The 12,412-nt window shown below is 54.1% G+C and carries 11 protein-coding genes; 8 read left to right on the forward strand and 3 right to left on the reverse strand.

Translation table 11 applies throughout. From position 1 onward, the window contains the following. Nucleotides 1–278 precede the first annotated feature (278 nt). Nucleotides 279–1,445 carry an exonuclease/endonuclease/phosphatase family protein gene (locus RC85_RS10730; RefSeq protein ID WP_068262287.1) on the forward strand — a complete coding sequence of 389 codons (1,167 nt, stop codon included), beginning with the start codon at nt 279–281 and terminating at the stop codon, nt 1,443–1,445. 110 nt (nt 1,446–1,555) lie between these two features. Here RC85_RS10730 and RC85_RS10735 read toward each other — a convergent pair whose 3' ends face one another. Next, entirely contained in the window at nt 1,556–3,577 is a 2,022-nt protein-coding gene (locus RC85_RS10735) for a sigma-54-dependent Fis family transcriptional regulator (protein WP_235033407.1), read from the reverse strand. A 296-nt stretch (nt 3,578–3,873) separates the two neighbouring features. Here RC85_RS10735 and RC85_RS10740 point away from each other — a divergent pair, with 296 nt between their 5' ends. The 4 genes from RC85_RS10740 to RC85_RS10755 all read left to right on the forward strand — a co-directional run bounded on the left by RC85_RS10740 (nt 3,874) and on the right by RC85_RS10755 (nt 7,190). Continuing rightward, a complete protein-coding gene (locus RC85_RS10740) occupies nt 3,874–4,692 on the forward strand; it encodes an enoyl-ACP reductase FabI (protein WP_068262290.1) in 819 nt (272 codons plus the stop codon). 200 nt (nt 4,693–4,892) lie between these two features. Next, nucleotides 4,893–5,486, forward strand: a complete 594-nt coding sequence (locus RC85_RS10745; RefSeq protein ID WP_068262293.1) for a thioredoxin family protein — start codon at nt 4,893–4,895, stop codon at nt 5,484–5,486. Further along, nucleotides 5,483–6,454 (forward strand): prenyltransferase/squalene oxidase repeat-containing protein, encoded by a 972-nt coding sequence (locus tag RC85_RS10750; RefSeq protein ID WP_068262295.1) that lies wholly within the window; start codon nt 5,483–5,485, stop codon nt 6,452–6,454. Before RC85_RS10745 ends, RC85_RS10750 begins: the two co-directional genes overlap by 4 nt. Before the next feature lie 7 nt (nt 6,455–6,461). Then, nucleotides 6,462–7,190, forward strand: a complete 729-nt coding sequence (locus RC85_RS10755) for an ABC transporter ATP-binding protein (RefSeq protein WP_068262335.1) — start codon at nt 6,462–6,464, stop codon at nt 7,188–7,190. Here the strand turns inward: RC85_RS10755 and RC85_RS10760 are convergent. Then, nucleotides 7,173–8,429 carry a class I SAM-dependent methyltransferase gene (locus RC85_RS10760; RefSeq protein WP_149752951.1) on the reverse strand — a complete coding sequence of 419 codons (1,257 nt, stop codon included), beginning with the start codon at nt 8,427–8,429 and terminating at the stop codon, nt 7,173–7,175. The genes RC85_RS10755 and RC85_RS10760 overlap by 18 nt on opposite strands. A 96-nt stretch (nt 8,430–8,525) precedes the next feature. Here RC85_RS10760 and RC85_RS10765 point away from each other — a divergent pair, with 96 nt between their 5' ends. From RC85_RS10765 to RC85_RS10775, 3 genes are all read left to right on the forward strand, one after another. After that, the gene (locus RC85_RS10765; protein ID WP_068262336.1) at nt 8,526–9,320 is read left to right on the forward strand and encodes a DUF6690 family protein; all 795 of its coding nucleotides are present in this window, start codon (nt 8,526–8,528) and stop codon (nt 9,318–9,320) included. 245 nt (nt 9,321–9,565) lie between these two features. Continuing rightward, nucleotides 9,566–9,805: a DUF4339 domain-containing protein gene (locus tag RC85_RS10770; RefSeq protein WP_149752950.1), complete on the forward strand. Its 240-nt coding sequence runs from the start codon at nt 9,566–9,568 to the stop codon at nt 9,803–9,805. A 2-nt stretch (nt 9,806–9,807) separates the two neighbouring features. Beyond that, entirely contained in the window at nt 9,808–11,586 is a 1,779-nt protein-coding gene (locus tag RC85_RS10775) for a DUF4129 domain-containing protein (RefSeq protein ID WP_068262299.1), read from the forward strand. A 171-nt stretch (nt 11,587–11,757) separates the two neighbouring features. Here RC85_RS10775 and RC85_RS10780 read toward each other — a convergent pair whose 3' ends face one another. Further along, the gene (locus tag RC85_RS10780) at nt 11,758–12,357 is read right to left on the reverse strand and encodes a hypothetical protein (RefSeq protein WP_068262302.1); all 600 of its coding nucleotides are present in this window, start codon (nt 12,355–12,357) and stop codon (nt 11,758–11,760) included. Nucleotides 12,358–12,412: the final 55 nt, after the last annotated feature.

Here is a 12,412-nt window from a genome sequence, read left to right on the forward strand (position 1 = left end):
GACTGAACCCTGGCGGGCCCAGCTACGAATGATTTCGCCAAATACGGAACTTGTTTCAGGACATTTGCTAAGCAGCGAGCGATGTAACAATGCAATTGCCGGAACTGCGTGTTGCTTGTTCCGGCCTACGTGACGTGTCGTTACGGTTATAGCGATTCTGATTCTCGGGCAATCAAGCATACAGAAACTAGACTCCACGGAACGAAATAAAAGAGGTAAGAGTGCGGTCGCTAGGCCGTTACTTCGTTTTTCGCTTCCCTCAATTATCCTTGTGAGCCATGTCTGAATCTGGTGGCGGAAGTCCGATCCAGGTGCTGTTGATCGTGGCGCTTTTGGCGGGCGGTGGCTATTACTATGTCAATCACTACCAAGACGGTGGACTGAAGGGGCTCTCTTTCGCAAGCAGCAGCGATGACGGCGATAATGACTTCTATGACGAATCGTTTGTAAGCTATCGCGACGCACCGGTCATGATTGGTCCGAGTCAAAGCGTCGTGGCCAACACAAATCTGGGTCAGGTTCCGCCGCTGGGTTCAACGATAGCAGATTCAGCACGAACGACCGGTACATTTTCCGCAGCCACATCTTTCGGCGTCGGAAATCCATCGACCACTGTTCGTCCAACCTTGGCACGTTCGGTTGCCCAAAGTCCTCATCGTCCCGCCTACCGACCGATCAAAATCGCTTCCTGGGCACTTGATGGATTTGGGCCGACAAAACTAGCCAGCGCCGACGCACGCAAGTACGTCAGTAAGATCGTTCGCCGTTACGACATCATCGCTCTGCAGCAAATCGCATCGATCGAACGTGATCTGATTCCGCGTTTGGTCGATGTCGTCAACGGCACCGAACATCGATACGACTACGTGATGGGCAGTGCGACGGGACCGCGGGGACGACAGGAACAACTTGCGTTTTTGTTCGACACAACAAAGGTTCTGGTTGATCGATCGCAGACCTACACCGTCACGGATCCAGCCGAAGAGTTGACCTACGATCCAATGGTCGCCTCGTTCCGTGCAGCCGAACCACCATCAGCCGAATCGTGGACATTTTCGATCGTCAACGTACGAATCGACTTGGCTGAGGCCGCCAGCGAGGTCGCTCTGTTGCCGTCGGTGATCACTTCGATACGCCGCGATGGCCGCGGTGAAGATGACGTCATCATCATGGGGCTGTTGCAGGCCGATGATGCTTATCTTTTGCCCACCGTGGGCGCAAACCAATTTCACGCGGCAGTCAGGCATCGCAGCACCGACGTCTTTAGCCGCTTCCAAACCAGCAACATCTTGATTGAACGTGAATCCACCAGCGAGTACTTAGGCCGCGGTGGTGTGTTCGACTTTTGCCGCAACTACGACCTCAATCCAATCGAAGCCGAAGCGGTTACTAGCCATTTGCCGGTCTTCGCCGAGTTCACCGCCCATGAAGGCGGCGAGCTGTAGAAAGCAGGCTCAGGAACGAGCGGCAATTCATAGTCGCCTTTCGCTCCGCGAAAGTGCATCAGGTCACACTTTCGCGGAGCGAAAGGCGACTATGAATTGCCGTTCGATCCTCATTCGCCGGAAGTTTGCATCCCGAGCTGACGCATCTTGCGGTACAAGTTCGATCGGTGAAGCCCCAACCGAGCCGCTGCATCCGTCATATTGCCGCCGCAAGATTCGATCGCTGCATGAATGTGTTCGACCTGAAATTCTTTGGTCGCGTCGGTTAGCGTCGTCGAATCAACGAGGTCGGCAAGCGATACGTTTTCAGAACTACCTGATGAACCGGAGGTCAACATCAGATCATCTGGTTTGACGACGTCTTCGGTGCAGAGGTAACAAACGCGTTCGATCGTGTTTCGCAGTTGCCGAATGTTGCCGGGCCAAGCGTGGTTTTTCAGAATCGCGATCGTTGCTTGGTCTAATTCGGGAACCTGGCGGCCGATCTGATAACAAAACTGTTTCAGGAAATGCTGGGCCAGCAACAAGACGTCGTCACCACGACCCGAAAGCGGTGGCAAGGTTAGGGAAACCACGTTCAAACGAAAGAACAAATCCTCGCGAAATTTTCGCTGTGAAATCAGCTCTTCTAGCGGTTGATTGGTTGCCGCGATGACTCGGACATCAACCGGAATTGATTGGGAACCGCCGACGCGGACCACCACTTTGTCTTCCAACACTCGCAGTAGTTTCGCTTGCCCGCCGGGGCTCATGTCGCCAACTTCGTCCAAGAACAGCGTTCCGCCGCTGGCTAATTCAAACTTACCGCTACGCGATTGATTGGCGTCAGTGAAGGCACCTTTTTCGTGACCAAACAATTCGCTTTCCAGCAACGTTTCGACCAATGCCGCGCAGTTGACGGCAATGAACGGTCCGTTTCGCCGCTCGCTTTGATAGTGAATCATTCGAGCGAGTACTTCTTTGCCCGTTCCGTTCTTTCCGAGGACAAGAACCGAAAGGTCGGTGCCGGCGATCTTTCGAGCGTTTTTGCGAACCAATTCAATCGAGCTGTGTTCGCCAATTAGCTCGGTTTGTGACGCGGCATCGTCCACCAACCGGTCGCGGTTTTGCTTAAGCTTGCGTCGCGTTCGCAGTGATTCAATCGCAACGGCTGCGTGAGTCGCCAAGTCGGCGAGCACCGCAACGTCGCTGACGTCAAAGCTGTGATCGATCGCGTTGATTGCTTCAAAGACCCCGATCGTTTCCTTGCGGGCACCTGACATGGGAACCGCGACCAACGATCGCGTTTGGAACTCGATCCTGGCGTCCACCTTTCGATTGACACGCGATCCATCATCGCTGTCAGCGTTCCAGATTTTGTATTCACCGGTCGCAAGGACTTCGCCAACAACACCCGCCTTATCATCGACTTCCAGCGACTCGCCTTCGACACCCAAAGCGGGACGCCCGATAAGCTTGCTGCGGCGACGGTCCCACAGAAAAATACTCGCTCGTTCACACGACAGCATGCTGGTTGCGGTGTCAGCAATCGCTCGCAACAGTGCCTCGTCGTCCTCGATTCGCTGCCAGTCCGCGGCCGCGGCCAAGACCGCCGATAATTGTTCGACACGTCGGTGCTGATATTGGCGATCGTCGATATGCCGCAGAGCCGATGAAATCATCGCTGCGATTCGGTGCGTCCCTGACGATCGATTAGCCAGATCCGTCGGCGTTGAGTCAAACTTCAAGACCAATGCTGAAACACGATCCGATGACTCACCAAGGTTTGTGTTTCCAGTAGCCGAACCGTCATGCTTAGATTGGTTTGATCCATTGTGGATCGAGGTCGGGCAAGGGAATGGCAGGACGCATGTTTGATCCACGCACAGGATCGAACCGCGATCGATCGCATTGCCAATCAGAATCTCAGGCAGATCTTCAGGGATCCTGGATAAATCCCCGTGGCTGTGATTTCGCGTCCAAGCTCCGTTCTTTTGCGTGACCATGACCAGTGCGTTTGCACCAAGAAAATCAAGCAGAACGGGAAAGACCGCGTCGAGGAAGCACTTTCGGTTGGATCGTTCCACCAAAGCTTGGGCAATACTGACCGCCGGGCCTTCGATGTCGTCGGCGTTATTAGTTAGGTCAATCAATTTAAAATCCTAATGATGTTAGTGATGTCGTCCCAACTGATTGCCGAGCGGAGCCCATGGGTTAACACTTGCACCTCACCAGGGGGAGGGGTGGCTGCCGATTCAATCTCGGAAGGCTACCAAAAGTCCTCAAGCCATCAGTGAGGAAAAATGCCCATTTGTTCATGAGCTGGCCTGGCCTTAGGCAAATGGCGGAATGGAACTCTGCACACTATGTTTATCTCTGTCGTTCTCGCGTTTTGCGGGATTTTTTCAATAAAACTCAGGTTACAAACCAGCAACGGATACCGATTCAAATGCAGTTCAGCGGAAAAAAAGGGCTCATCATTGGAGTCGCCAACGACAATTCAATCGCATGGGCCATAGCAAAAACGATCATGGACGCCGGTGGCGAGTGCGGTTTTACACACCTGCCGGACCGGCCCGACGACGAACGACAACGGAATCGGCGTCGGGTTTCCAAGCTGACCGACAACTACGACCAAGCAAAGTTCCTGGTACCGATGGACGCGCAGAAAGATGAAGACATCCGCACAGTTTTTGAGAAAACAGCGGAAACTTTTGGGAAGATTGATTTCTTCCTGCATTCGATCGCATTCGCCGACCTGAATGACCTGCGTAACGACACCATCGAAACCAGTCGTGAAGGCTTTAAAATGGCGATGGACATCAGCGTCTATTCGTTATTGTCCTGCTGCAAAGCCGCTCGTGATACCGATGTAATGGCACCCGGCGGCGCGATTGCCACGATGACCTACTTTGGTGGTGAAAAGTGTGTTCCGGGCTACAACGTGATGGGAATCTGCAAAGCCGCACTCGACGCAACCGTAAAGTATTGCGCCTTCGATATGGGTGCCCAAGACGTCCGCGTCAACGCGTTGTCGGCTGGCCCGATCAAAACACTGGCTGGCGTCGGTGCGGGAGTCAAAGAGATGCTGCAGATGTACAAAGAAATCGCCCCTCTGGGACGAAACGTCAGCCACGAAGAGGTAGGGAACACCGGAGCCTTCCTGCTCTCTGACGCAAGCAAGGGTGTTTCAGGCGAAATTCTGCATGTTGATGGCGGTTACCACATGATGGGCAGCCCAGGTCGCCTGCTGCAAAAGCTTCAATAGCACAAGCTTCCGTTCCCCAATTAGTTTTCCGTTTTCTCGTAGCTGGGCCCGCCAGGGTTCAGGTTCAAGTTTAAGTTCAAGTTCAAGTTCAGTTCAAGTTCAAGCTCAGTTCAGCGAGAGCTATGCTCGACTGAATCCTGGCGGGCCCAGCTACGACAGATTTTTTTCACACTTCACTTCTCACACTTCACACTTCGACCATGGTTCGTACCGCTTCGACAATGCTGCCACTTGGCACCACCGCGCCGTCTTTCGCTCTCGCCAACACCGATGGCAAAACGATCACGCTTGAATCGTTTGCCGATAAGAAAGCGTTGTTGGTGATCTTCATGTGTAATCACTGTCCCTTCGTCAAGCACGTTGCTGAAGGGCTAAAGTCGCTGACCGATGAATACATGGCCCAGGATGTCGGGGTTGTCGCGATCAGCAGCAATGATGCGGAAAAGTACCCCGACGATTCGCCCGAAGCGATGGCGAAGGAGATCGTCGATCGCGGCTACGGGTTCGATTATCTCTACGATGCCGACCAAAGTGTCGCCATTGAGTACGCGGCTGCATGCACACCCGATTTCTTTCTGTTCGACGCTGAGATGAAATTGGCTTATCGAGGGCAGCTCGATTCCAGTCGCCCAAATTCTGGGATTCCAGTCACGGGCGAAGACTTACGCGCGGCCCTGGACGCAGTGCTTGCAGGCCAATCGCCGTCCGCCGATCAGAAACCGTCGATCGGCTGCAACATCAAGTGGAACGAAGGCAGTGAACCGGACTATTTCAATCCGCAAGGAACCGCGTGAGCAACGCGCCTTACCTGCACGAGTTAACGCTGCGTCTGGCCATCGGCGCGGCGACGCTTGACCCTGAATTGAAATCCAAGCACGGTGATTGGTTGGTCGCCCAGCAACGCCCCGACGGTGGATTTGCCGGACGCGAAGGCGAAAGCGATCCGTACTACACCGCCTTTGCTTTGCGAGGCCTTTGGATCTTGGACCGGATCGATGCAGACATTGCCCGGCGATCGGCTGAGTTTCTTCGCGGCCGAATGCAAAAACGTGATTCCATTATCGACTTGATCTCTCTGATCTTCGCCGCCGCAATCTGCGAGCTGTCGGTCGGTGAAGTCGTCTTGGCGGATGACGATGATTGGCGAATCAATGTTGCTCGGTTGTTGGGGTCGCTGCGAACCGAAGATGGCGGTTTTGCAAAAACGCCCGAAGGACGCGCCGGCAGCACCTACCAAACGTTCCTATCGGTGTTGTGCCTGGAACTGATCGACCAGCCGATCAAAAACCCTGAATTGATCGAGTCTTTTCTTGCCTCACAATCACACATCGACGGCGGGTACCGCGAAATCCGCGCAGCCAAACGTCCCGGCGTAAACCCAACCGCCGCCGCCATCGGAACTCTGAAGACGCTCTGTAAACTAACCAGCGACTCCCAATCCAACGAGACTGCGCAGTTCAATGACACTGACCAGTTCAACGACACAGCCCAGTTCATCGCCGAAATGCAGAGCGACGAAGGAGGCCTGACTGCGAACACTCGAATCCCGTTTGCCGATTTACTAAGCTCTTTCACCGGTTTGTTAACGCTGACTGACTTGCAAGCCAGCCAGCTTGTCAACGTCAACGCCATTGAAAGGTATGCTTTATCGATGCAGATGCCTGACGGTGGATTCGCTGGCTTCTCGCTCGATCAAACTGCCGACGTCGAGTACACGTTCTATGGCTTGGCGACGCTTTCACTTGCCCAGACAATTTCGTAAAGACATCATGGCCTCTTCAGACATACTGCGATTGCGAATCAACGATCTATGCAAATCGTTTGCAACGGTGGACGAACCGCTTGTCGTTCTCAATCGCCTTTCGTTGGAGCTATCGGGCGGCGATTCGTTGGCGATCGTTGGCCCCAGTGGCAGCGGCAAAAGTACGCTGCTGCAAATCATCGGCACGCTCGATCGACCCGATAGTGGGACGTTGATCATCGATGACACCGACCCATTTTCGCTAAACGACAAACAGCTCGCTAAGTTCCGAAACAGCAACATCGGCTTCATTTTCCAGGACCATCACCTGCTGCCGCAATTGAACGTATTACAGAACGTTCTGTTGCCAACCATTGCTTTTGGAAAAGGCACTGACGATCAAGTCCAGCGAGCCCATGAACTGATCGAGTCCGTTGGAATGACAGACCGAATCAATCATTTGCCCAGCGAATTGTCCGGCGGCCAAAAAGAACGCGTCGCCATCGCTCGTTCGTTAGTCATGTCGCCCAGCGTGATCCTAGCCGACGAACCCACCGGAAACCTGGACGCAAACACCGCCGGCGAAATGACCACACTGTTGCTGGACTTACAGAAACAATTCGGCGCAATCCTAATCGCGGTCACCCACAGCGAAACCTTGGCCGCATCAATGTCCCAGCAACGCGAATTGGTCGGCGGAGCTTTAACCGGATCTTCGACCGGATCTTCAACCGGATCTTCAACCACTGACCAGTGAAATCGCGGCGTAGACTTTTTTCCCGATTCGGCCAAGCCACAGCGTCACCGGCACGTCGCCGCAATCACGGTACCGCCGAAAGACTTCTGCCGGATCTCGATCTGCACCACGGCATTTTACCGTTTCGGGAAACCAACCATGCGAGCGTAGTTCGCGTCTGAGTTTCCGGTCGTTGGCCGATCCAGTCCAGACGATTCGGCCAGTCGTTGCCATCGCTGAAACTTCGTCTGGCAAATCATCATCGCTGCTGGTTAAGAATCCGCTCAGTCCGCCGAGTGTGCCAAGCGAATGAGTCGCCGCAAAACTCTCCGTCAGGCCTGCTGCTCGAACTGAGGAAACAGGATCGATCAGCCAAGTTCCAGGATGATCGTTGGCCGCGACCTGATTGTCGATTGCGTTCTTGGGTGCAAAACGATGCCAAGATCCATCGGCCGCCATCCGGAAGGCAGATTTTTGTTGATCAACCAAGCCAGCCATCTTTACTGAATCGCCAACCAACAACGCTTGTTCGCGAACCGTCCCCTGCAACGCGATCCAGCAACGGTGACTCGGTCGGTCGCTTGGTTGCCAATCAAGCTCCGTTGCAGGAGCTAGCTTTACGATCGCCGAATCAGACTGGTCGATGATTGGAACGACTTCGTCCCAGCTTGGTGAAAACGATTCTGCTCTTGTTCCACGATGCTTGTCATCGGATCGTCGGTCAGGATCGATGTGGACGGCAGTGCCCTTGGGAATCTGAAATCCAACAACGTCTTGGCATTGAGTTTGCCAAACAGCCTTAGGCAAAGACGTCGCTAAGTTAGCGCCCGCCATCGCCACCAAGACCGGATCACGATCGACTGCGGTCATGGCACCGCCGCGTGCAGCAAGCGCAATCGAATCGCCGCCAATGGCGCAGCACAGATCCAGCACATCCGCTTGACCAAACCAGCCCGCTTTCAGCTTGGCAACTTGCCAGGGTGTTGCCTGTTGCAACGACCGCCGCGTCGCCCACCACACCGCGTGCTCGCTGGCCGGGATGTCACCAAACTTTCGCCTGGCCTTCGTTTGCAGCGATGCTGATTCGACGATCAACCCAGCCAACGTGTCGCCGAATCGTGTTCGTAAATCAGAATGCAATTTTGCACTGATCGTTTTCTGCCCTGCTAACTCGATCGCCGCAGCCGTGCAACGGTCTTTGTTTTCTAAAAACTCGGCTGCAGTGATTGATTTGGCAGTGGTTGCTTTGTCTTCGCTCATCTTGACGATTGTAGGCTTTGTTCGTTTGGTGACGACCACATCGATGGCAGACAGAATCTCGAGCGAACCACTGTGCAAAATGCCGAACTAAGAAACATGTTCTCACGACTTCGCATTGCCGCTTTGCTTGCCGCCGCCGCGGGTGGACCCTACGTCGCGTCCGAAACCGATTGGGGACGCGGTGCGATCAGCCAAATTGCTGACACCACGGGCACCAGCGACATGGCGGTTTTTCGCGATGGCGTGGTTGGCACAACGGTTTCGGGTTACGCCAATCATGCTCACCACGAAGTCGAAAAGCTTCGTCGAACCGACAGCAGTCGCTTTCGATACGACGAGCAACTTGCACGCAAACTGGGCGGCCTGCCAAACGATCCTCGCGCCGCACCACAAATGACGGGTGTGCAGATCCAAGATTTACGCGAAGTGATGCGGTTCGACATATCGCCGGACTGGGTCATCAGCCGGTTTTCCAGAGTCAGCACCGTGTTGGCGGACATGAACCTGGAAGGTTTGCGAGTTCCGATCGTCACGGGAACGCAGGCGAGCGACGTGGCGGGTACGTTGACGTATTACTTTGATCACCAGCAAAAGCTTCAACGTTTGACGGTTCACGGTTTCACCGGCGACCCGTCTCGATTGGTTCAGTCGATGACTTCCGACTACGGTTTGCAAGCAGAACCGACGCTGGAGGCCGGTGTTTACACCAAGCGTTGGAACGGAACTCCGGTTCATTTCTTGCGTTTGACGCACGCCCCGGTGGTTTACTCGGACGCTGTTCACCAGAAGTACACCGTATTCCTAGAGCTGAATCAGCCCAACTTGATGTTCGGAATCAGCCCCGAAGCCCAGCGAATCGTGAATTCGGATCGCGGAAGCGGTCGCTGGTAGCTTGACGCCAAACCGGCAGCCTTTTTTGGTTTAGGACGGAAATTTTCCCTTCATTCGTCTCACATTGCGGGTTAGCCTGACGTTACAATAGAGTGGTGGTGAGCATCCACCAAACTAGGTCTGAATTGAATCAGGCCGGTGCGGACGGCGAGTGCAACACCACGGAGCGTGCATTTTTGTGAGCGTTTTTGCAAACGTTGTTGCAAACGCCTTTGCAAATACTGGGAGCCTCTGGGAGAGATGCCATGAGCGCAGGATGGTACTACATGACCACAGGATGGTTGCGAAAGGGACGACGAGTCGGGCCGATTTCTGAATCGGATCTGCTAGTGCGGATTGACCAGGGCAAAATCGCTCCTGAAACTCTTTTGCAAAGCACCAAGACCAAAGGGAAATGGGTTCCCATGAAGAGCGTCGGCCCAGCAATGAGTCGCTGGATGAAAGCGAATCCCGATGATGCCACGCCGAAAAAGAATCTTGCCTAGGAATGACTGAACCCACCACTGGCAAGCGTAGACCGACCGCCGGTGACTATGCCGTGATCGCGGTCGCGCCGATCTTAGTGTTCGTCATGATCAGCAGCTTGGCCAACTTCTTGATGTTGGTGATCTACCGCGGCGGCCAACCCGCTAGAGTTTCTTGGATCGTGTTGATGTTCACGATGGGTGTCGTGGGCATCGCCCGGATTGCGATCGAAAAAGATCGCATGTACTCGCTCGGCTACGGGAGCGTGCTGGGCATCGCATCGTTTGCGACTCTTTCTCGCTACGTCAATTCACCGCTCAGCACACTTTTCTTGTTGGCACTGATCGCATACTTGGCCGACTGGGTGATACGCGACTGCACTTTGATTGACGAGGATGCTGATTCAAGCGACCGCGGATTACTCGATTCACTCAAACGTAATTCGGGTCAGCCCGGACGCAGCGTCTTGTACTTGGCATTGGCAGCGTTCCCGCTCTACGGCCTGGGGCAATTCATGATTCGCGGCGATGCAGGAACGTGGTCAAAGGCCCAGTGGTTGTTGGCTTGTTATTTGTTTTCAGCATTGGCATTGTTAGTCACGACCAGCTTTCTGGGGTTGCGACGTTACTTGCGGCAACGCGGTGCCGACATGCCTGCTGACGTTTCGGTCGGTTGGCTGGGCGGCGGCGCAGCCATCATTGCGATTCTTTTATGCGTCGCTTTCTTGGTGCCCGTGCCCGGCGAAGCACTCGCTTCGCTCGAGTTACCAAAGTTTCTTGATTCCCGCGACGACACAACGGCCAGCAACAAAGGTTGGGGCAAAGACGGAGCCGAGAAAGCAGGCGAGGATGCCGCAACGACAGGAAGCGATGCGAACCTGGCTGACAAAGACAAGGAAGTCGGAAGTGCAGCACCGCAAAAAGGAGCACCCGCAGGAGACGTCGGTGATGGTGACCGAAAGGACGGACCAGCGGGTAAAAAAGAAGGCGGCAAAAAAGACAGCTCGGGCGATAAGAAAGGTGCCAAGCAGAAGAGTGAAAAGAGCGACGATCAGCAAAAGACTGACTCGAAAAGTGATTCTCAGAAAAATAACGACTCCCCGCCAAGCGAGTCCGAAGATTCAAAACAGCAGCCCGGCGAAACTAAGCCAAGTGATTCCGACTCCAAAGAAACCGATCCCAATTCTGAAAAGAAATCCGATCAAGCCGAACAGGATCAATCGAAAACTGAATCGCAAGCCAAGAATGAATCGTCAGGCCAATCCAATTCGAGATCGAATCCAGCTTCTAGCCCGATGCAGAAAGCGGCCGATATCGTGCCTGCGATTGCTGCTCTGTTGAAATGGTTAGTTTTGGCGGTGCTGCTTGGCATCGTTGGGTTTTACATCTACATCAATCGCCAGTTTCTGATCGAGTTCTGGCAGAATCTTTTCGCCCGTGAAGAAACACCAAGCGAACCAACCTTGGATGAGTTTGTGCAGGAAGTGCAAACTGCCCCCCGGCGAGCGTTTGGCTCAATCACTCAACCGTCAAGCAATCAAACCGACCCCAGGAAAATTGTCGTTGCAACCTTCGCGGCCCTGGACGCATGGAGTCACGAAGCCGGCGTGTCACGATCAAAAGGCGAAACGCCAACAGAGTTTCTGGCAAGAGTGCGTCAAAACCATCGCTCTCTTTCCACGCCAGCGTCACGCGTTATCGCGGCCTACAACCGAATCGTTTACGGCCGAGGCAACGCAAGCCACGAAGACGTGCAAGCATGCGATCAACTATGGGATCTGATGAAAAGCTCACCCCAATGATTCACGATCACAATCCCTAACGACTTGCCAACTAAAGTGAGCCGCGACGCGTAAGCGGCCGGGCCTACAGCGACCGGCCCTACCGCGCCAGCCCAAGTCCTTACTGCCAGCGGTTCATCATTGCCGTTGGGATTTCTATTGAATCGACAAACCGATGAGTCCTAATCTTTGTTAATACTCTTCGACGACCTGAGCGGCCGCCCACAACTCCGCGAACTTGTCTGCCACATAGGGATTTAACTGGCTTCCAAAATCTTTGGAGAGTTTGTTGACCTTGATAAGCTGAATCACATCGTCCAAATCTCTGGGACGATGCACCGCTGTCATCCCGCTGGCAATCTTCAGCTCGATCAGCGTCTTTAGCGAGATTACCGGCACGCCATCTTCGCCAGTCTCGGCGACTGTCTCGGGTGCAGGAAACGCAACTGGTTTTTCCAAACCATCACCCGGAAACTGATCCACAATCCATGCGACGATTTTAACATCCACCACCGCGTCACGGAAATTTTTGGATCCCTCGAAAATGTCGGTCCAGCCGCGGCCGATGAAAGCCGCCTTGAACCGATCCAGGTCTTCTTGCCGAATCAGAATGTCGACATCCGCCGTAGTTCTTCGGTGACCATGGGCATTCGCGGCCATTGCACCTGCCACCGCAAACGGGATCTCCATCTCACCAAGCGTCTTGTTCAAACGCCGCATCGCTTCATGGATCGGTGATTGATTCTTAAAGAACAGGTCCGCTCGTTTTGCAGCATCAAGGATTCGAGTCATCCAAATACCATAGCACGACGGTTTGGGCTTTGACTGGCGAATCTCGACTGAAGGA

It is taken from the genome of Rubripirellula obstinata (assembly GCF_001642955.1).
Lineage (GTDB): Bacteria > Planctomycetota > Planctomycetia > Pirellulales > Pirellulaceae > Rubripirellula > Rubripirellula obstinata.

Bases quoted from the DNA above. Each gene is read 5' to 3' on its own strand.
- RC85_RS10770 (WP_149752950.1), top strand. From the start codon at position 9,566: ATGAGCGCAGGATGGTACTACATGACCACAGGATGGTTGCGAAAGGGA.
- RC85_RS10775 (WP_068262299.1), top strand. From the start codon at position 9,808: ATGACTGAACCCACCACTGGCAAGCGTAGACCGACCGCCGGTGACTAT.
- RC85_RS10745 (WP_068262293.1), top strand. From the start codon at position 4,893: ATGGTTCGTACCGCTTCGACAATGCTGCCACTTGGCACCACCGCGCCG.
- RC85_RS10755 (WP_068262335.1), top strand. From the start codon at position 6,462: ATGGCCTCTTCAGACATACTGCGATTGCGAATCAACGATCTATGCAAA.
- RC85_RS10765 (WP_068262336.1), top strand. From the start codon at position 8,526: ATGTTCTCACGACTTCGCATTGCCGCTTTGCTTGCCGCCGCCGCGGGT.
- RC85_RS10780 (WP_068262302.1), bottom strand. From the start codon at position 12,357: ATGACTCGAATCCTTGATGCTGCAAAACGAGCGGACCTGTTCTTTAAG.
- RC85_RS10730 (WP_068262287.1), top strand. From the start codon at position 279: ATGTCTGAATCTGGTGGCGGAAGTCCGATCCAGGTGCTGTTGATCGTG.
- RC85_RS10740 (WP_068262290.1), top strand. From the start codon at position 3,874: ATGCAGTTCAGCGGAAAAAAAGGGCTCATCATTGGAGTCGCCAACGAC.
- RC85_RS10760 (WP_149752951.1), bottom strand. From the start codon at position 8,429: ATGAGCGAAGACAAAGCAACCACTGCCAAATCAATCACTGCAGCCGAG.